Annotated in this window: 17 protein-coding genes; 3 read left to right on the top strand and 14 right to left on the bottom strand. The window is 63.0% G+C overall.

Annotated features, from left to right (window positions below):
* Window positions 1–59: 59 nt before the first annotated feature.
* The 3 genes from MESCI2_RS0128510 to MESCI2_RS0128500 form a co-directional block, all read right to left on the bottom strand.
* Complete coding sequence (locus tag MESCI2_RS0128510) at window positions 60–1,232, bottom strand: MFS transporter (RefSeq protein ID WP_027039440.1); 1,173 nt, start codon at window positions 1,230–1,232, stop codon at window positions 60–62.
* 126 nt (window positions 1,233–1,358) lie between these two features.
* Entirely contained in the window at window positions 1,359–2,735 is a 1,377-nt protein-coding gene (locus tag MESCI2_RS0128505) for an FAD-containing oxidoreductase (protein WP_027039439.1), read from the bottom strand.
* Entirely contained in the window at window positions 2,732–3,193 is a 462-nt protein-coding gene (locus tag MESCI2_RS0128500; RefSeq protein WP_027039438.1) for a membrane protein, read from the bottom strand. The genes MESCI2_RS0128505 and MESCI2_RS0128500 overlap by 4 nt, the downstream gene beginning before the upstream one ends.
* Window positions 3,194–3,334: 141 nt before the next feature.
* On the opposite strand from MESCI2_RS0128500, the gene MESCI2_RS0128495 reads away from it, so the two are divergent.
* Window positions 3,335–3,892, top strand: coding sequence for a sugar O-acetyltransferase (locus MESCI2_RS0128495; protein ID WP_027039437.1), 558 nt, complete (start codon window positions 3,335–3,337; stop codon window positions 3,890–3,892).
* A gap of 4 nt (window positions 3,893–3,896) precedes the next feature.
* Here the strand turns inward: MESCI2_RS0128495 and MESCI2_RS0128490 are convergent, their stop codons facing one another.
* Window positions 3,897–4,886, bottom strand: coding sequence for a GlxA family transcriptional regulator (locus tag MESCI2_RS0128490; protein WP_027039436.1), 990 nt, complete (start codon window positions 4,884–4,886; stop codon window positions 3,897–3,899).
* A 127-nt stretch (window positions 4,887–5,013) separates the two neighbouring features.
* Here MESCI2_RS0128490 and MESCI2_RS0128485 point away from each other — a divergent pair, with 127 nt between their 5' ends.
* A complete protein-coding gene (locus MESCI2_RS0128485; RefSeq protein WP_027039435.1) occupies window positions 5,014–5,658 on the top strand; it encodes a cysteine hydrolase family protein in 645 nt (214 codons plus the stop codon).
* Window positions 5,659–5,717: 59 nt separating this feature from the next.
* Here the strand turns inward: MESCI2_RS0128485 and MESCI2_RS0128480 are convergent, their stop codons facing one another.
* The 9 genes from MESCI2_RS0128480 to MESCI2_RS1000000139090 all read right to left on the bottom strand — a co-directional run bounded on the left by MESCI2_RS0128480 (window position 5,718) and on the right by MESCI2_RS1000000139090 (window position 16,209).
* Window positions 5,718–7,397: a formate--tetrahydrofolate ligase gene (locus MESCI2_RS0128480; protein ID WP_027039434.1), complete on the bottom strand. Its 1,680-nt coding sequence runs from the start codon at window positions 7,395–7,397 to the stop codon at window positions 5,718–5,720.
* 313 nt (window positions 7,398–7,710) lie between these two features.
* Window positions 7,711–8,835, bottom strand: coding sequence for a DUF2333 family protein (locus tag MESCI2_RS0128475; RefSeq protein WP_027039433.1), 1,125 nt, complete (start codon window positions 8,833–8,835; stop codon window positions 7,711–7,713).
* Window positions 8,836–9,041: 206 nt separating this feature from the next.
* Complete coding sequence (locus tag MESCI2_RS0128470) at window positions 9,042–10,346, bottom strand: DUF6638 family protein (RefSeq protein WP_027039432.1); 1,305 nt, start codon at window positions 10,344–10,346, stop codon at window positions 9,042–9,044.
* A 9-nt stretch (window positions 10,347–10,355) separates the two neighbouring features.
* Window positions 10,356–12,266, bottom strand: a complete 1,911-nt coding sequence (locus MESCI2_RS0128465) for an AAA family ATPase (RefSeq protein WP_027039431.1) — start codon at window positions 12,264–12,266, stop codon at window positions 10,356–10,358.
* Window positions 12,267–12,290: 24 nt separating this feature from the next.
* Window positions 12,291–13,436: a hypothetical protein gene (locus tag MESCI2_RS0128460; RefSeq protein ID WP_027039430.1), complete on the bottom strand. Its 1,146-nt coding sequence runs from the start codon at window positions 13,434–13,436 to the stop codon at window positions 12,291–12,293.
* 31 nt (window positions 13,437–13,467) lie between these two features.
* Window positions 13,468–14,556 carry a hypothetical protein gene (locus MESCI2_RS0128455; protein ID WP_027039429.1) on the bottom strand — a complete coding sequence of 363 codons (1,089 nt, stop codon included), beginning with the start codon at window positions 14,554–14,556 and terminating at the stop codon, window positions 13,468–13,470.
* Between the two features lie 311 nt (window positions 14,557–14,867).
* A complete protein-coding gene (locus tag MESCI2_RS0128450; protein ID WP_027039428.1) occupies window positions 14,868–15,257 on the bottom strand; it encodes a c-type cytochrome in 390 nt (129 codons plus the stop codon).
* Window positions 15,258–15,352: 95 nt separating this feature from the next.
* Window positions 15,353–16,099, bottom strand: a complete 747-nt coding sequence (locus tag MESCI2_RS01000000135840; protein WP_245270488.1) for a LysR substrate-binding domain-containing protein — start codon at window positions 16,097–16,099, stop codon at window positions 15,353–15,355.
* Window positions 16,003–16,209, bottom strand: coding sequence for a helix-turn-helix domain-containing protein (locus tag MESCI2_RS1000000139090; RefSeq protein ID WP_245270487.1), 207 nt, complete (start codon window positions 16,207–16,209; stop codon window positions 16,003–16,005). The genes MESCI2_RS01000000135840 and MESCI2_RS1000000139090 overlap by 97 nt, the downstream gene beginning before the upstream one ends.
* A 100-nt stretch (window positions 16,210–16,309) precedes the next feature.
* On the opposite strand from MESCI2_RS1000000139090, the gene MESCI2_RS0128440 reads away from it, so the two are divergent.
* Window positions 16,310–17,206, top strand: a complete 897-nt coding sequence (locus MESCI2_RS0128440; protein ID WP_027039427.1) for a DMT family transporter — start codon at window positions 16,310–16,312, stop codon at window positions 17,204–17,206.
* A gap of 69 nt (window positions 17,207–17,275) precedes the next feature.
* Here MESCI2_RS0128440 and MESCI2_RS0128435 read toward each other — a convergent pair whose 3' ends face one another.
* Window positions 17,276–17,887, bottom strand: coding sequence for a thymidine kinase (locus tag MESCI2_RS0128435; RefSeq protein WP_027039426.1), 612 nt, complete (start codon window positions 17,885–17,887; stop codon window positions 17,276–17,278).
* Window positions 17,888–17,998 lie beyond the last annotated feature (111 nt).

Genomic DNA, 17,998 nt, shown 5'->3' with positions numbered 1-17,998 from the left:
TGCGATTTGAAGGCGCCGATGTCGATTGGTCCAGCCTGCCGCGCTATGGGCGCAAGAGACTATTCAGCCGGAAGCGGGACGACCGGCGCGCGCCGGTCCAGCGCCTGCGACAGCACGGCGACGGTGACCGCCAACAAAGCGAGTGCTGCGCCGACCAGCGGCAAATTGGCATAGGAAACACCGGCGGAAAGGGCCACGCCGCCGATCCAGGCGCCGCTGGCATTGCCGACATTGAAGGCGCCCTGGTTCAGCGTGGCGGCGAGGTTCGGCCCCTCGGAAGCGGCCTCGACGACCCGGATCTGCAGCGGCGGCACAACGACGAAGATCAGCAGACCCCACAGGAAGACGATGCCGACGGCAACGCTTGCGATTGCGCCGAACTGCCTGAAGCCAACGAAGAGCAGGGCCATCAGCAGCAGCGTGCCGATCACTGTCGGCATCAGTTTCCAGTCGGCCAGTCTGCCGCCGATAATGTTGCCGATGGTCATGCCCGCACCGAACAGCAGCAGAACCCACGTGACTGCGGAGGTCGACAAGCCCGATACCTCGGTGAGGTAGGGTTTGATGTAGGTGAAGACGGTGAACAGGCTTGCAGAGGTCAGCGCCGCGATCAGCATGGCCAGCCAGACCTGCAGCTTGCCCAGCACGCGCAGCTCGCCGCGCAGGCCGCCACCGCTTGGCTGGGCGACATCGGACGGCACCAGCCAGGCGATCGCTGCCACCGAGATCAGGCCGATACCGACCACGGCAACGAAGGTGGAGCGCCAGCCGAACGCTTCGCCAAGTGCGGTTCCGGCGGGAACACCCAGGATGTTGGACAGCGTCAGCCCGGCGAACATCAGCGCGATGGCGCTGGCGCGTTTGTTGCGGGGCACCAGGCTGGCGGCAACGACCGAGCCGATGCCGAAGAAGGCGCCATGGCCGAAAGCGGTGAAGACGCGCGCGGCCATCAGCGTCCAGTAGTTGGGCGAGATGGCGCAAAACAGATTGCCGACGACGAACAGCACGGCCAGCCCGACCAGCACCGGCTTGCGCGGCAAATGCGCAGTGGCCATGGCGACGATCGGGGCGCCGAAGACGACGCCCAGCGCATACCCTGTGACCAGCAGGCCCGCAGATGGGATCGACACGCCGAGGTCGGCGGCGACCTCGGGCAGCAAGCCCATGATGACGAATTCGGTTGTGCCGATGCAGAAGGACGCAATGGCAAGCGCAAGGATCGGCAAGGGCATGGAGTGTCCAGACTGAATCGGTTCAAATTCGACACTGCGCGAAGGACGCCACCGTGCGCAAGCTGCATTGCTGCATTGCAGCGATGCAGAAAAGGAAGAGCTTTGAAATGGATCGCCAACAGGCTGTCAGGCCAGCGGCTTCAGCTCCTGGGCAATGGTGGGCAGCAGTTCCGAGACATTGGGGTGGATGTGGACGGCACGCGCCAGCGTGTCGACGGGCGCCTTGGCGTACATCAGGTCGAGCACGCAATGGATAGCCTCATCGCCGCCGGGGCCGAGCACCGAGCAGCCGAGGATCTCCCTGGTGTCGGCATCGACCAGGATCTTCATGAAACCCTGCGTCTCGCCCTTTTCGATAGCGCGGCCGACGCGGGTCATCGGCCGCTGGCCGACCAGCGCGCGACGGCCGGATTTCTTAACCGCGGCCTCGGTCATGCCGCAGCGGCCGAGCGGCGGGTCGATATAGAGCGCATAGGCTTCGATGCGATCACTGACCTTGCGCGGATCGTTGTCCAGCAGGTTGGCGGCGACGATCTCGTAGTCGTTGTAGGAGGTGTGGGTGAAGGCGCCCCTGCCGTTGCAGTCGCCCATCGCCCAGATGCCGGGCACGCTGGTGCGCAACTGGTCGTCGACGGTGACAAAACCGCGCTTGTCGATCTCGACGCCGGCCCTTTCCAGGCCGAGATCGTCCGTGTTGGGCGTCCGCCCCAGCGCTAGCAGCACGTGCGAGCCGACCGCCGGTGGCTTGCCGGCGGAGAAGGTCACGGCGATGTCGTCACCCTGTCTGGCGAAAGCGATGTCGTCGGCGCCGACATGGACCGCGATGCCTTCGTTTTCGAGGATCGACAGGATGGCGGCGGAGACATCCTCGTCCTCGCGGCCGGTCAGGCGCGGGCTCTTCTCGATGACGGTGACTTCCGCGCCGAAGCGGCGGAACATCTGCGCGAATTCGAGCGAGATGTAGCTGCCGCCGACGACAATGAGATGGCGCGGCAGCACGTCGAGGTCCATCATCGACGAGTTGGTCAAATAGTCGATATCGTGGATGCCGGGCAGGTCTGGGACCGAGGCGCGGCCGCCGGTGTTGAGGAAGATCTTTTCGGCGGTCAGCAGATCGTCGCCGACGCGCACCGTGTTGGCGGATTCGAAACGCGCATGGCCGCGATAGAGGGTGCATTTGTCCATGCCGGCGATCCAGGTTTCCAGATTGCCGCGAGCGTCGTTGGCCACCTTGTCCTTGCGCGCCTTGACCACCTTGTAATCCACGCCGACAGGGCCTGAGAGCGTCACGCCATAGTCGGCGGCGCGGCGCGCCAGATGCGCGGCATAGGCGCTGGCGACCATGGTCTTGGTCGGCATGCAGCCGGTGTTGACGCAAGTGCCGCCGACCAGTTTGCGCTCGATCAGCGCCACGCTCATGCCGGCGGCCGTCAGCCGTCCGGCCAATGGCGATCCCGCCTGGCCGGCGCCGATGATGATGGCGTCGAAGGCTTTTGCCGTCATGCCACCGCCGCCACGATCAGCAAGCCGCCGATGATCGCCACCGCGTCCTCGATGAAGGCGGCGGGCGGATCCTTGCCGAAGGCGGCTGCCAGCCTGCCGCGTGCTTCGGCGCCGCCCAGCGTGCCGATGACAGCGCCGATGGCGCCCGCGACCAGGCCGCCGATGGTGGCGCCACCAGTGGCGCCGATCACCGCGCCGGTGAAAGCGCCCATGATGATGCGAGCGCCGAACTGCTGCGGTACCTTGCGGCTCGGAGTCGATGGCAACTGGTCGGTGACCAACTCGACAATGGCCAGGATGGTGAAGATGCCGACAGCCGCCCAGTGGCTCATGAAGCTCGCCCAGGTGCCGGCAACCGGCAGCCAGCCGAGATAAGCGCCCCAGGCGACAGCGGCCGGCGCGGTCATGGCGCGAAGACCGGCAATGACGCCGATCAGAAGTGCGAGAATATAGAGCATGGTCGATCCCCCTCGATCACCGGGCCAGGACGGCCTTGAGTCACAGGCTACCATAGGTCCAATATTTGACCAGTACTGGCATCGGCGCTTTTCTGTTGGCTGTACCTGTGCTTTGCAAGGACGTGAACTGGAGACCGCGTCATGGCTGAAAGCGAGCGCGTGAAGATGGTGGCCGGCGAATGGTACACCTGCCTCGATGATGAACTGGAGTCCTTGCGGGTGATAGCGCGAGATGCGGTGTTCGAGCACAACTTGCTGCCGCCGCGGCAACGCGGCAATCTTGGACCGGGTCTGAAGGCACTGCTAGGAAGAGCCGGCGAGGGCGCCCGTATCGAGGCGCCGTTCCACTGCGCCTATGGCTTCAACATCTTTCTCGGCGACAGCGTGTTTCTCAATGCCGGCTGCACCATCCTCGACACGGCGAGCGTGCGCATCGGCAACGCAACGCTGCTCGGCCCCAATGTGCAGATCTACTGCGCCGAGCACCACAAGGAGGCCAGTGGGCGGCAGGCCGGACTGGAGATCGCCCGACCGGTCGAGATCGGCGCCAATGCGTGGATCGGCGGCTCAGCCGTCATCCTTGGCGGCGTCAGCATCGGTGAAGGCGCCATTGTCGGCGCCGGCGCGGTGGTGACGCGCGACGTGGCGGCGAACGCCACGGTGGTCGGCAATCCGGCGCGGCCAGTCAAGCGGGTTTGAACGATCAGGACGACAGCACCACGCGTTCGTCCCGATCGGCCCGCCTGGAGAACTCGCGCCGGTATTGCGCCGGCGATGTCCTGAGCCTTGCCGAAAAATGCTGGCGCAGCGAGGTGGCGCTGCCGAAGCCGGCTTCGAAGGCCACCATGTCCATGGATTTCTCCGTCGCTTCCAGCAGACGCTGCGCCAGTTCGACCCGCTGGCTGGTCAGCCAATCGCCAAAGCTGGCGCCAATCGATTTCTGAAAGCGCCGGGTAAAGGTGCGGCGGGTCAGGCCGGCGGCCTCGGCGACGCTGTCGAGGCTATGCGTCTCGCCAAGCGTAGCGCGAACCGAGTCCAGGGCCTGGGTGAAGCGGTCGGCATCGGCGCCTCTTGCCACGGAATGCTCGATGAATTGTGCCTGCCCGCCTTGCCGATGCGGAGAAAGCACGATCTGGCGGGCGAGCCGCAGTGCCGCTTCCGCGCCGTAGCGGGCGCGCACGATGTGGAGACAGCAGTCGAGGCCGGCGGCGACGCCGGCCGAGGTGACGACATCGCCATTGTCGACATAGAGCACCGCGGCATCGACAGCGATGTCAGGATGGAGTGTTTGCAATTGTTCGCAATAGGCCCAGTGCGTCGCGGCACGTCGGCCGGAAAGCAGCCCGGCCGCGGCGATGGCAAAGGTTCCCAGGCACAGGCCGACGATCAAGGCGCGGCGTTGGTGCGCCCGGCGCAACGCCTCCATCAGCGGCGGCGATGCCGGCTCGCCGAGATGATGCCAGCTTGGAATGATGACGATATCGGCGCCGTCGAGCCCTTCGAGCCCATGCGGCGCGGCAATTGTCAGTCCGGCCTCGGTGTGGATCGGGCCAGGCTTAACCGCGCAGATACGGAAGTCGAAGCGCGGCAGGCCAAGTGCTGTCCTGTCCTCGCCGAAGACCAGGCACGGCACGGAAAGATGGAACGGGCTGATGCCGTCGAAGGCGAGGACGGCAATGATCGGGTCGGTCATGGGTGCTTCCGGCGGTTGAATGCAGATTGTCCCGATTCTTTCGGATGATGTCAATTGGGCCACTTTCGGCAGCTCGGCAACCCGCCTATTTTCCACCCATCGCATTCAAGCCGGAAAGGAAAACACCATGTCTGACCCAGCCAACACCACGCCACGCCGGGCGCTGATCGTCGTCGATGTGCAGAACGATTATGACGGCGGCAATCTGGCCATCCAGCATCCGCCATTCCGCGACAGCGTCGTCCATGTGGCACGCGCCATGGACGCGGCGGCAGCGGCCGGCATCAAGGTGGTGGTCGTCAAGCAGATGGCGCCCGAGACCTCACCGATCTTCGCCAGGGGAAGCCATGGCGGCGAACTGCATCCCGAGATCGCCAGGCGTGAGCGCGACCATTATGTCGAAAAGAACCTGCCCTCCGCCTTCACCGGCACTGATCTGGAAGACTGGCTGCGCGCCAACGCCATCGATACGATCACGGTGGTCGGCTACATGACGCACAATTGCGACCTGTCGACCATCATCCACGCCGTGCATATGGGCTTTGCCGTCGAGTTCCTGTCGGATGCGACGGGCTCGGTGCCTTACGCCAACAGCGCCGGCTACGCCTCGGCCGAGGAGATCCACCGCGTGGTCACGATCATCCTGCAGTCGCGCTTTGCCGCCGTGCTCAAGACCGCGGAATGGGTCGAGTGCCTGCAGACCGGCGCGCTGCCGGAGCGCGACACGATCTTCGGCTCCAACCAGCGGGCGCTGTCGCGCAGCGCTGCTTAGGGCTATCCGAAAGGGCGCCGCATCGCTGCGGCGCCCTTTCTGTTTTGAATTGAAGGACTTTAGAACAGGCCTTCGATATGGCCCGCCTCGTTGAGGAAGATCTTTTCCGAGGACGGCGCCCTCGGCAGGCCGGGCATGGTCATGACCTCGCCGCAGATGATGACGACGAAGCCGGCACCGGCCGAAAGCCTGACCTCGCGCACCGGCACGGTGTGGCCGGTCGGCGCGCCGCGCAGGTTCGGGTCGGTCGAGAAGGAATACTGGGTCTTGGCCATGCAGACCGGCAGGTGGCCGTAGCCGGCGTCTTCCCAGGCCTTGAGCTGGTCGCGCACCGACTTGTCGGCGATCGCTTCCGAGCCGCGATAGATGCGCTGGACGATGGTGTTGATCTTCTCGAACAGCGGCATGGCATCGGGATAGAGCGGCGCGAACTGCGAGGCGCCGGATTCGGCCAGTGCCACCACCTTGTTGGCGAGATCCTCGATGCCGGCCGAGCCGTGAGCCCAGTGCTTGCACAGGATCGCTTCTTCGCCCATCGAGGCGACATAGTCCTTCATCGCCTGGATCTCAGCGTCGGTGTCGGAATAGAAGTGGTTGATGGCCACCACCGCCGGCACGCCGAACTGCCTGATGTTCTCGATGTGACGGCCGAGGTTGGCGCAGCCCTTCTTCACCGCCTCGACGTTTTCCTTGCCGAGATCTTCCTTCTTGACGCCGCCATTCATCTTCATGGCACGCACGGTGGCGACGATGACCGCCGCCGCAGGCTTCAGGCCCGCCTTGCGGCACTTGATGTCGAAGAACTTTTCAGCACCGAGGTCGGCGCCGAAGCCGGCTTCGGTAACGACGTAGTCAGCAAGCTTGAGCGCCGTCGTGGTGGCGACGACCGAGTTGCAGCCATGCGCGATGTTGGCGAACGGGCCGCCATGCACGAAGGCCGGGTTGTTCTCCAGCGTCTGCACCAGGTTCGGCTGCATGGCGTCCTTGAGCAACACGGCCATGGCGCCGTCGGCCTTGAGGTCGCGGGCATAGACCGGCGACTTGTCGCGGCGGTAGGCGACGATGATGTCGCCGAGGCGCTTTTCCAGATCCTTCAGGTCGGTCGACAGGCACAGGATGGCCATGACCTCCGAGGCGACGGTGATGTCGAAACCGCCCTCGCGCGGGAAGCCGTTGGCGACGCCGCCGAGCGAGCAGATGATCTCGCGCAGCGCCCGGTCGTTCATGTCCATGACGCGGCGCCAGACGACGCGGCGGGTGTCGATGCCGAGCTCATTGCCCCAGTAGATGTGGTTGTCGATCAGCGCCGAAAGCAGGTTGTGCGCCGTGGTGATGGCGTGGAAGTCGCCGGTGAAGTGGAGGTTCATGTCCTCCATCGGCACGACCTGCGCATAGCCGCCGCCGGCGGCACCGCCCTTGACGCCGAAGTTCGGGCCGAGCGAAGCCTCGCGGATGCAGACGATCGCCTTCTTGCCGATGCGGTTCAGGCCGTCGCCAAGGCCGACCGTGGTCGTGGTCTTGCCTTCACCGGCCGGCGTCGGGTTGATGGCGGTTACGAGGATCAGCTTGCCGTCCTTGTTGCCCTTCACCGACTTGATGAATTCGGCAGAGATCTTGGCCTTGTCGTGGCCGTAGGGCAGCAGGTGTTCGGTCGGGATGCCGATCTTCTGGCCGATCTCCTGGATCTGCTTTTTCTTGGCGCCGCGCGCGATCTCGATGTCGGACTTCACTTCGGCCATGACGGCTTTCCTCTGGATTGGACGGTGGAGGGGACGGGTTTGATCTTATTGGCAAGCAGGTTGGAACCGGGCGCGGGCATGTTCTAACCCTGTCGCTGCCGCGGCGTCAACTTGTATGCAACTATGTTTCCTCTAGAGAAAATTCCTCTGCGGACCGGCCGACCTGTCGTCGGTTCTTCCTGGCTCCGTTGCCGCGCCGTATAGAAGCCAGAGGACGCGCCGTTCCGCCGTCTCAAAACAGCCGCACAATGCACGGAATGCGACAGAGGCGACGGCGCAAATTCGCCATCGCCTGGTCCCTAATGGAACAGCGCTACTGCGTCAGAACGTTGCTGATTTCGACCATGTTGGAGCGCACCCTGAGCACATAGAAGCCCATCGTCGTCAGATGCGTCGGCAACAGCCAGCCATCCTCGCGGCCATTGGCGATGATGAAAGGCTGGATCTTCAGCGCCGAAACGAACTGCGAGTCCATCGTGTCCCACAGGTTCTGCAGATGCTTTTCCTTGATGACGTCCTCGAAGTCGGCCTCGGCGCCCTTCATCAGGCCGTAATAGCCATAGAGCTGGCCATAGGCGAACCAGTAGCGGTCGTCGGCGCGGAAGTCGAACCAGCCATTGTTGTGGTTCTCGGCGCGTTCCTTGAGGATAGCCGAGGTCGAGCCGATGTCGGATGAGATACGGTCGATATATTGCTTCAGATTGTCGGCGCGGGCGTCGAATGTCGCCTGGCAGGTGGCAAGGCGAGCGTTGAAGGAACGCAGCATGCGCACGGCGTCGCGATAGTAGCTTGGCGTCGGCGTCTTGGGGCCGAACGGATTCAGGCCGAAATACCAGGTCTCCTCGTCGAACTGCAGGTTGCCGCGGGCATTCTGCAAATCGCTGTCGATCTGCGAGGTGGTGCGCACACGACCAAGATTGTCGGCGAGTTCCGTCGCGGTGCGCCGCACCGCCTGGTTGATGCCGCGCTGGAACGAAGCCTTGTTGTCCATCCACGGCGTATGGTCCCAGTCGATGCCGAACAGGCCAAGCTTGTAGAGGATCATCGACGAGATCCAGGCATTCTGGTTGACGTTGAAGTCGGTCAGATCGGCGGCGATCTGGGCAATGCCGGAGTTGCCGCAGGTCTTGGCGGTGTCGGTGCCGGCGCCGGCGGAGACCTGTTCGCCGGCGGAGACATTGCGCTTCTCGAACGTGTAGGTGTCGGGATAGTTCGGGTTGAAATTGTTCCACCATTGGGTGGCATAGAAGAAATTGGCGTAGAGGCCGATCAGCACCAGCAGAGCAAGGCCGACCGCCGCCTTGAGGATCCAGCCGCGCTGCGTGTACCAGCGCCCGGCCCACAGGAACGGCCACAGGATGACGCCGATCAACAGGCCGATGCCGCGGCCAATCCACTGGAAAATGCGGGTGAAGAAGTTCACGATCGGATCGAGCATGGCTGTATCACCCCCTCAAAGCATGATGCCAAAAAGTTGCAGACTTTTGGATAACATCATGCGCCAAAACAACAAGTTAGAACGAAATGACGGTTCATTTCGTTCTAAAGCGCGTCGCGTCGAAACGGATTCATGCGACGCGCTTTAGGTCTTTGGTTTATGCATATCGTTTTCCCAAAACCGAGGTCACTTTTGGGCGACATGCATTAGTCAGTCAGGCCGTAGAGGCGTGTGCGAAACGCCACCTTGTCCTTCAAATATGTGGTTTTGAGAACGTCCACAACATGCGATCGCCACGCGTCGCTGAAGCCGCCATAGTCCTTGTAGAAGCCGTCCTTGTTGAAGATGTAGCGCGAAACGAAGTCCGACGGCACGAAATCCGAGATCAGCCGGTTGGTCAGCCAGGCGTCGGGGTGGTCTGGCTTGGCGCGGATCACCAGGAAACGCTGCTGCGGGAAGACATCCTCGATCTTGAGGTGGCCGAGCTGGGCGATCTCGCGCTTGGCGGCGTTGAGGAAAGGGAAATTGCCGTCCCTGGTGATCAGGTCGGCATGGCTCTGGATCCAGGTCTGCAGCCAGACCTTGTCGACATTGGTCAAGTTGCGGTTCGGCTCGGCGTCGCGGATCAGCGCGCGCACCACCATCTCGGCGCGGTGCTCGAGATAGCCCGAGGCCTCGACCCAGGAGGCGCGCGGCAACTCGATGCGGCCGGTGGTGGCGAGGAACTTGTACACCTTGTCGGCGTCGTTGATCGAGAGATAGCTGACCTGCCACGGCCGCGAGCGGCGGAAACCGGGGGCGGCCGGATCGCTGATCACCGTCGTCACATCCGGGTCGACGAACACGTAGAGCCCGCCGAAATGGCTGGTCCAGTAGGCGTTGTGGCGGAAGATCACCTGGTCGGGCACCAGCGCGTTCTCGCGGATGTCGCCGCAGATCTTGGCGAGCTCGACCATGCGGTTCAGCATGGCGCTGTCGCGCCAGGCGTCGGGCTCCTGCTTCAGCCGGTCGACGAGCTTGCCGAGCTCGGCGGCCTTGCCCAGCACATCCTCGGCCGACAGCACCTTGAACTCGACCTGGCTGATCGACAGCAAATCCTCGATGTCGTTGACCTTGGGAACGGAATCCTCGATCTCGCCGTAGATGACGTCCTTGATCGTCAGCGCATCGATGGCGCGCTGGTTCTTGGACATGAACTCGAACATCAGCTGCGAGGTGTTGGAGAAGGCGGTGTGCACCACCGGCAGGTCGATCTGCGACGGCGTCAGGATGATGAAGCGGCGGTTGACCTCGTTGGGATCGAGATAGTCATAGTCGTCGCATTCCTCGGCCACTTCGGGCGAGAAGCCGGTGCGGTCGATCTGGAAGGTCTTCAGTTTCGTCGGCTTCAAGCCGAACGCGGCCAGCGCCTTGTTGTAGCGCTGGATCAGATGCGGCTCGTCGACCGTCAGCAGCCGGCCATAGATCAGCTCGTTGTCGCGCAGGAGATCGGGTTTCTTGGCGGGGCTCATTGCCTACCTCTAGGCATTCCACAGCCCCTTCTTCTTCATCTCCTCCATCTCGCGCGCGGCCCGTTCGCGCAGGCGGGCGTCGCGCAGCAGCTTTTGTACGGCGGAGTCGTCGGATTTGTCGGAATAGCGGAACTCCGAGTCGGCGTAGCGGTTGATCTCCTGCATGACCATGTCCATCGAGAACGGCCCGCGCAGTTCCTCGATCATCGCTTTCTTCTCGTCGTAGCCCTTGTGCATGAAGAGTTCCGGCTTCTCGAACCAGTCGTCGGGAAGCTCGATGTCCATGGCGCGCATCTTGATGGCGTCGGTGACGTTCTTGATGGCGCGGCCGGTGAAGCGGGGCTCGGCATCCTTGATCAGGTGCAGATAGGTGCCGATGTCGGCCATCGATTTCGGTGCGCCGTTCTCCTTCATGTAGCGTTCGTAGACCTTCATCAGCCCATCTTCCTGCGGCTTCTCGTGCTCCTCATAAGCCTCGGTCACGGCGCGCTGGATCTCCTGCGCGGCGTAGAGATCGTGGTCGCCGAGCGGGATCTTGTGGTTTTTTCCCGCCAGCAGGACAAAAATATCGATGTAGTCGTCGCGGCTCTGCGGCCCGTCGACCAGCCAGCGGGCGCCGGCGCGCTGGCGCAGCGCGTCGTCGACATTTTCGGGATAGTTGGAGAACATGCCGAACGAGCAGTTGCCGCGCACCACGGTGCCGGCACCGGCGAAGGCATCCATCAAGACGCCGGTGATTTCCTGCTGGCCGGCGGAGGCGCGGTCGTCGGAGCGTCTGGCCGCCACCTGGTCGATGTCGTCGATGGTGCCGAAACCGATGACGCGCGGGTTCAGCACATTGTTGATGAACTGGCGGCAGTTCTGGCCTGATTTGCCCTGATAGGACGAGATCTGGTCGACGCCGAAATTCTCGTAGGCAAAGGGATAGCCGGCGACCTGGCAGTAGCCGTTGACGAGGCCGGCGATCATCTGGATCAGCGTCGTCTTGCCGGTGCCGGGGGCGCCGTCGCCGATGAAGGTGAACAGGAAGCCGCCGAGCTCGACGAACGGATTGAGTTCGCGCTCGAAATCGTAGGCCATCAGCATCTTGGCGAGCTTGACCGACTGGTATTTGGCGATGTGGTTGCCGACGACCTCTTCCGGCTTCTTGAAGGTCATCACCAGCGGTTTTGAGCGCTTGCCCGGCGCGACGTCGAAACCATCGAGGGTGAAATCGTCGGCATCGATACGGATATGGGTGTTCTCGAACGGGCCGATGCCGTCGAAGCGGCCCTTGCGGGCCAGAAGCCCGTCGATGGTGACGCGGGCGAACGCACGCGCCCTTGTCATCAAATCGGCGTCGTCGGACGATCCCGATATCGCCTTGTCGAGGCCGGCGAGGATAGACTTCACCGCATCCTGCGGCGTGTCGAACAGGAAGTCCGGTTCGGGACTGTCGTTGGGCGCCTCGCCGTCGCTGTCGATCAGCTGGAAGAGATAGGAGGCGAGGCTGAAGGCCGAAATGTAAGCCGAGGCCGACAGAAGCTTCTTGAAGGTGGACGCCTCGTCGCCTTCGAGCGGGGCGCGGGTGTTCCTGGCCTGCAGGCTTTCGAGGTCCGAGCCTTCGGCGAAGACATCCGATATTGCCAGCGCGATCGCCGTGCCGCGCCGGGCGCGAAACAGGAGCGTGTGCTGCGGAATGGTCAGCAGCTGGTCGTCGGGATGAACGGCGCCGACGGTCTTGGCCAGCTCGACCTCGCGCGTGCGGCGCACCGAACCGACCGAGACGGTCGAAACGAAGCGGCGGTTGGTGCCGGCAAGCGCTGTGCCGGAGGAGCTAGACGGGTCCTCCAGCACGACGACGCGGGTGATGAAGCTCTGCGCGGTGGCGCGGTGCTTCTCGATGGCGGCTTCCGGGATGGTGGTCAGGCCGGTATCCATGAAGGGTGCTCCGTGGTGTGACGGTCAGACGTCTGAGATGACCTGTCCGTTGGACAGAATGTGAACCTTGTAGCCGGCAAAGATCTTCTGCGCCTCGCCGGCGGCGTAGAGCGCCTGATAGGCTTCGTGCGGGATCAGCGCATGGTTTTCGTAGCTCGACACACCCTGGCGCGCGGCTTCCAGATCGTCGGTGTTGATGAAGAATTCCTGCGTCGTCTTCTCGCTGGAAAACAGGCCCTTGCGGCCGGGCTTTTCTGCCTTGGAATAGACCTCCTGGATGGTCCAGGTCAAAAGCCAGGCATTTTCCGGCTTGCGCACCTTGGCCAGAACCTCGGTCACCGTCGAATTGTTGTCGGTGATGCCAGCCGAATAGAACGGGCCGAGCACAACGCGGCGCAGCTGCTTGGGATGCAGCGGCTCGAAATCCTTGTCGAGATTGACCGCGATGGTCGCCGGCGACAGCGTATAGGCGGAGTTCTTCTCGGTGAAATCGTCGAAACGGTGGGCAAGCTCGGGATTGAGCAGGCCATCGACCGGCAGCGGAATATCGATCGTCTCGTTCAGCTTGCCGTTTCTGTCGACGAGCTGGCGGATCATCGTTTCGGACGAATCTTCCACCGTCACCATGTAGACCAGAGGCAGGTTGGCGCTGCCGTCGAACGTCGCCCAGTGGACGAGATAATAAGGCCGCCCCGTCTTCGGATTGACCGAGACCTTGGCCGTTTGCGCCAGGGTGAACGGGCCGAAAGTGTTCTCGCTTTTCACGTCCTCGAGATAAAGCCGCTCGGCCATCGACTTCTGCAGCGCCTCGGGGAATTCCTTGTGGCGCAGGATGAAGTCGGCCATTTCCTCGCGCAACTCGCCGGCGAGCGGGATGTTGGCAAGCCGCGCATCGGCCTGGCGGCGGTCGTTTTCCAGTTCGAGCAGGTTCTGGAACACCGGGAAGCCGCTTTCGGCGCGCGAAATGCGGAACGTGTCCATGAAGCCCAGCCGGTTGCGCCAGCAGGAAAACGACTTGTCGAGCCGGGCGATGTATTCGGCGACGATCTTGGCGACGATGCCATGCCGGTAGAGCGGCGAGCGATCGTCGCGCATGAACACTTCAAGGCCGTTCAGCGCGGCCGTGATGGCGGAGAAATACCGTGCCGCCGCTTCGTTTTCGGGGGTCATGCCTGTGCGCTCGCGGGCAGTCCTGTCACCCCTAAGACTGCACGTAGTTTGCCGAATTGTGCTTCTTCAGCACCTCGTCGAAGCGGCGGGCGAAGGCATCGTCGGCCAGCTTCTTGCGGCGCTGGATGTCGGCCGTGGCGACCATGTTCTTCTCGTGCATCTCGAGCAGGTCGCCGATGTGCTTTTGCGAAGCGGCACCGATGCCGGCCATGGTTTCCTCGGCGGTGTTGTCGACCTGGCTGCCCAGCGTGTTGATCTTGTGGGCGACGTCCTGCTGAGCTGCGGTCTTCAGCGAATCTTCCAGCGCCTTGTAGAGCACGATGCGCTGCTCGGTATCGATGGTCAGCTTGTTGATCAGCGTCGACTGCGCGGCGATCTGGTTGTTGAGCGAATCGACGAAGGTCTGGAACATCGAGGTGTAACGCTCGAGCGTCTGGCTCTCGGCCAGAAGCTCCTGCTCCTTGGCCTGCTTTTCGTTGTATTCCGTCGCCAGCTTGGAGCGGTCGCCTTCGAGCTGCGTGCGGTCCTTCTGGCTGGTGGAAGCGGCGATCTTGTTTTCGATGTCGAGCAGCATCGGGTTGAGTTCCTCGATGCGCTTCTGCACGGCTTCGAGATTGGTCATGGTGGTCTTGCGGCGCTCGATCACCTGCGACAGGCTGGTTTCCGAGGTCTTGTAGCGTTGGTCGAGGACCTCTTTCTGCGCCTTCAATATGCCGACGATGGTGTCGGACTTGACCAGCAGTTCCTGCAGATTGCCGGCCAGCGACATGTTGCGTACGCGGTCGGTGCGCATGCGCTGCTTGCTCTGGCTGGAGAAGACGCCGATGAACTTTTCCCAGCCGGTGTAGTTCTTCATGCTCTCGAACTCGGCGCCGAAGACGTTGGTGGCGTCCTCCAGCCCGATGATCAGGTCGGCAATGTTGCCTTCCATCACCTTCTGCTGCTTCAGCACATCCTCGATGCGGGCGTTCTCGAGGTCGAAATTGGCGTCGCCGATCTTCTTGTCTGATGTGGCGAGCGTATCAAGCATGGTGCCGGACTGCTCGATCTTGGAGCGCATGTCCTGCACGACCTGCTTGGTCTTGGCAATTTCGGCGTCGAAATTCTGCAATGTCGCCATTGGGGCCTCCCGCTTCGGCATGACGTCGCTGGTCGCGAACAGCGGCGAATATATGTGGGGCATCGGGGGATTGAAAGACGTGAAGACAAGGGCGGTGTGAAAACAAAAGAATCCATCAGGGTCTTGAAAGCCAGTGAAGGCGGGGGCCTGGCGTGATTAGCTTGCCGGCCAGCCATAGTTCAGCTGTCATTGAACTTTCACGCGGCTAGGCGAAGGCGCACGGATGCCTTTGTATTGGGCAAACCACCGAAGCAATCGCGGCCGCGATATGCGAGGAGAAAGCCGGCTTTACAGAGCTGACGAACAGCGGCTCAGGGTTTGGGATCGGCCTTCAGATAGGCGATGACATTGGCGATGTCGTCGTCCTTGGTCAGGCCGGCAAACGCCATCTTGTTGCCGGGCACTTTCAGCTTGGGTGCCCTGAGATACTCGGCGAGATTGGCTTCATCCCAGACCAGGCCGGCGGCGCCGGCACTCTTCATCGCCTCTGAATAGCGGCCAAGAAAACTCTCGGCGCTTCCGGCGGTGCGGCCAACGACGCCCAACAGATGCGGACCGACCTTGTCGCGGTCGGTGGCTGCTTCATGGCAGGCCATGCACCGGTTGAAGACTTTCTTGCCAAGGGTTGGATCACCGCCGGCATGGGCGGCGAGCGAGGTGGCGAGGAGAAGAATGCTGGCGAACGAAGCGGCTCGAAACATGGCTGACCCCGGAGAGCTCTGGCTGGCGGCCTTATAGGGCCGAGGCCTTAAGAAACGCTGCACCGCGCCGGGATTGCGGAAGACAGGCCTTCGGGTCAGGCCTGTTGTGCCAGATCGCGGCGCAGGAAATCATTCAGCCGCTCGACTGCCTGGGTCGTCGACAGCGGGTTGCGCAGGATGCCGATTTCGAGGTCCGGCAGCACCGGAAGCCCTTCATTGCCGCCGACGATGCGCAGCGACGGCGGTACGCTGCGCAGGGCGAGGCCAGCCACCGCGAGCCCGGCCTGGACGACGGCGATCAGGCCAAGCAGAGAGGCGCTCGAATAGGTACAGCGATAGGAGCGGTCGGCATCGCCCAGCGCCTGCAGGACGTTCATCCTGGCGGCGCAGCCCGGTTCGAACAAGGCGACCGGAAGCGGGTCGGTCTCCCAGGCGACATGGTTGGGCGAGGCGACCCAGACGAAGCGTTCCAGCCGGATCACCTCAAGCGGCTGCTCCGGCAAGCGGGTGATGATCGCCAGATCCAGCCGCCCCTCCGCCAGCGTCTTCACCAGCGCGGTCGACTGTTCGCAGATCAACTCCACCGTCACCAGGGGATGCTCCGCCGCAAAGCGTGAGAGCACGGGCGGCAGGAGGAAGGCGGCATAATCGTCGGGCACCCCCAAGCGGACGCTGCCTGTCTCCTTGGGCCGGGTGACGCTTGCCCAGGCTTCATCCGACAGTTTCAGCAACCGGCGCGCATAGATCAGGAAATCCTCGCCGATCGCATTGGGAGTGACGGTTCTGGGACCACGCACCAGAAGCTGGTTGCCGACCATCTCCTCCAGCCGCTGCATCTGCATGCTGACCGCGACTGGCTGCGGCCGACCCTGGGTGCTGCATTGGAAAGGCTGCCGCTCTCGACGACGGCGACGAAGGTTTTCAGCAGATTGAGATCGAGTGGCGCGGCCATGGTGCTATCAGCATATCGAATAGGTCATTCCAAATCTATTCGCTTGTTTGAAGGTGGTGCCAGTGACCAGATGGTTGCTGGGATCGCTGGGAACCACCACATGACGGACGTCTCGACAGCCCGCTTCCCGGCCGCGAGCCTTGCTCTGGCAATGGTGATCGCAGGCACGGTCGGCGCCTTCGCCACGGAATCGGGGCTGCATCCCGTCGCCGTCGTCTTCTGGCGATGCGTGTTCGGCGCGATCTTCCTTCTCATATGGTGCCTGTTGCGCGGCTACCTGCCGGATCGGACGCTGTTGCCGTCCCGGCTTGCCCTTGCAGCACTTGCCGGCGTGTGCATGGTGCTGAGCTGGACGGCCTTCTTCGCAGGCTTCGCCATGACGTCGATCGCCACGACGACGATTATCTACCATATCCAGCCGTTCTTCGTGGTCCTGATCGGTGTCGTCTTCCTCAAGGAGCGCATCTCGCCCGACCAACTGCTGTGGATGCTCGGTGCGTTTCTCGGCGTCGTGCTGGCCAGCGGCCTGGTCTTCGCGCACGGCCATGCCGATGCCAACTGGGCGCCGGGCATTGCGCTGACGCTGGGCGGCGCACTGCTCTATGCCGTTACAACGATCCTCGCTAAAGGCCTTGGCCAGCAGCGCGCCGAAATCACGGTACTCTGCCAGACGGTGGTGGGGGTCGTCATGCTCGCCCCGTTCGCCGGCATCGGCCAACATATTGCGCCTGCGTCGTGGGGCTGGCTGCTCGGCATCGGCGTGCTGCACACTGGTATCGCCTATGTGTTGATGAATTCGGCCTTTCCGCGCCTGACCACACCGGTGATCGGCGTCATCACCTTCATCTACCCGGTCGTCGCCATCATCGTCGACTGGGCGATCTATGGGCATCCCCTCGGACCGGCGCAGGCAGTCGGCATGGCGCTGATCGCGTTGGCGACGCTTGGTGTCCGGCTTGGCTGGCGGTTTCCGAGACGGCGTGTCTCGACCGTGTGAGCCCGGAGCAAATCCCGGGAAAGCACATAGCGCTTCCCCTGGAATTGCTCCAAAAGCCAAGAGACAGAGTCAGCCTTTGATGAAGCCGATGAAATCGTCTGGCGTGGCGCGGCCCATCTCTTCCTCCCAGTGGCGGCGGCAGAGCGACACATAGACGTCCTTGCCGATCGCCACCTGCTCGCCCTGGCGCGCCACCTTGCCATCGGGGCCGAGGCGCACGACCATCGTCGCCTTGCGGCCGCAGCGGCAGATGGTGCGCACTTCGCGTAAATCGTCGGCGATGGCCAGCAGCGCGCGCGAGCCGGAAAACAGCTTGCCCTGGAAATCGGTGCGCAGGCCGTAGCACATGACCGGGATGTTCAACCGGTCGGCGATGCGGGCGAGCTGCCAGACCTGTTCTTCCTCCAGGAACTGCGCCTCGTCGACGAAGACGCAATGCACCGATGTATGCGCGTGATGATCGGCGACGCGGGCGAACAGATCGTCGCCATCGCGGAACATCTCGGCTTCCGTCTCTAGGCCGATGCGCGACGAGATCAGGCCGGTGTCGCCCTTGCGGTAGTGGCCGGCGACGAACAGCATCGTGCCCATGCCGCGCTCGCGATAATTGTAAGAGGCCTGCAAGAGCATCGTCGTCTTGCCGGCGTTCATGGTCGCGTAGTGGAAGTAAAGCTTGGCCATGCCGCTCTTTTAAGGCGACTTGCCCTGATACGGGGAGGGGCGGTCGCCCGCATTCCCCTGAAAAAGCCGGCCGGTCTTCGAAAAAGCCGTCCGGCATGGCAAAAGCGCCTG

The sequence above is a fragment of the Mesorhizobium ciceri WSM4083 genome, assembly GCF_000519305.1.
Taxonomy (GTDB): domain Bacteria; phylum Pseudomonadota; class Alphaproteobacteria; order Rhizobiales; family Rhizobiaceae; genus Mesorhizobium; species Mesorhizobium ciceri_B.
This window is presented reverse-complemented; position numbering and strand designations above follow the sequence as displayed.

What these genes read in the sequence shown, in the direction of transcription:
- MESCI2_RS0128510 (WP_027039440.1), bottom strand. Translation starts at nt 1,232, where the DNA reads ATGCCCTTGCCGATCCTTGCGCTTGCCATTGCGTCCTTCTGCATCGGC.
- MESCI2_RS0128505 (WP_027039439.1), bottom strand. Translation starts at nt 2,735, where the DNA reads ATGACGGCAAAAGCCTTCGACGCCATCATCATCGGCGCCGGCCAGGCG.
- MESCI2_RS0128500 (WP_027039438.1), bottom strand. Translation starts at nt 3,193, where the DNA reads ATGCTCTATATTCTCGCACTTCTGATCGGCGTCATTGCCGGTCTTCGC.
- MESCI2_RS0128495 (WP_027039437.1), top strand. Translation starts at nt 3,335, where the DNA reads ATGGCTGAAAGCGAGCGCGTGAAGATGGTGGCCGGCGAATGGTACACC.
- MESCI2_RS0128490 (WP_027039436.1), bottom strand. Translation starts at nt 4,886, where the DNA reads ATGACCGACCCGATCATTGCCGTCCTCGCCTTCGACGGCATCAGCCCG.
- MESCI2_RS0128485 (WP_027039435.1), top strand. Translation starts at nt 5,014, where the DNA reads ATGTCTGACCCAGCCAACACCACGCCACGCCGGGCGCTGATCGTCGTC.
- MESCI2_RS0128480 (WP_027039434.1), bottom strand. Translation starts at nt 7,397, where the DNA reads ATGGCCGAAGTGAAGTCCGACATCGAGATCGCGCGCGGCGCCAAGAAA.
- MESCI2_RS0128475 (WP_027039433.1), bottom strand. Translation starts at nt 8,835, where the DNA reads ATGCTCGATCCGATCGTGAACTTCTTCACCCGCATTTTCCAGTGGATT.
- MESCI2_RS0128470 (WP_027039432.1), bottom strand. Translation starts at nt 10,346, where the DNA reads ATGAGCCCCGCCAAGAAACCCGATCTCCTGCGCGACAACGAGCTGATC.
- MESCI2_RS0128465 (WP_027039431.1), bottom strand. Translation starts at nt 12,266, where the DNA reads ATGGATACCGGCCTGACCACCATCCCGGAAGCCGCCATCGAGAAGCAC.
- MESCI2_RS0128460 (WP_027039430.1), bottom strand. Translation starts at nt 13,436, where the DNA reads ATGACCCCCGAAAACGAAGCGGCGGCACGGTATTTCTCCGCCATCACG.
- MESCI2_RS0128455 (WP_027039429.1), bottom strand. Translation starts at nt 14,556, where the DNA reads ATGGCGACATTGCAGAATTTCGACGCCGAAATTGCCAAGACCAAGCAG.
- MESCI2_RS0128450 (WP_027039428.1), bottom strand. Translation starts at nt 15,257, where the DNA reads ATGTTTCGAGCCGCTTCGTTCGCCAGCATTCTTCTCCTCGCCACCTCG.
- MESCI2_RS01000000135840 (WP_245270488.1), bottom strand. Translation starts at nt 16,099, where the DNA reads ATGCAGATGCAGCGGCTGGAGGAGATGGTCGGCAACCAGCTTCTGGTG.
- MESCI2_RS1000000139090 (WP_245270487.1), bottom strand. Translation starts at nt 16,209, where the DNA reads ATGGCCGCGCCACTCGATCTCAATCTGCTGAAAACCTTCGTCGCCGTC.
- MESCI2_RS0128440 (WP_027039427.1), top strand. Translation starts at nt 16,310, where the DNA reads ATGACGGACGTCTCGACAGCCCGCTTCCCGGCCGCGAGCCTTGCTCTG.
- MESCI2_RS0128435 (WP_027039426.1), bottom strand. Translation starts at nt 17,887, where the DNA reads ATGGCCAAGCTTTACTTCCACTACGCGACCATGAACGCCGGCAAGACG.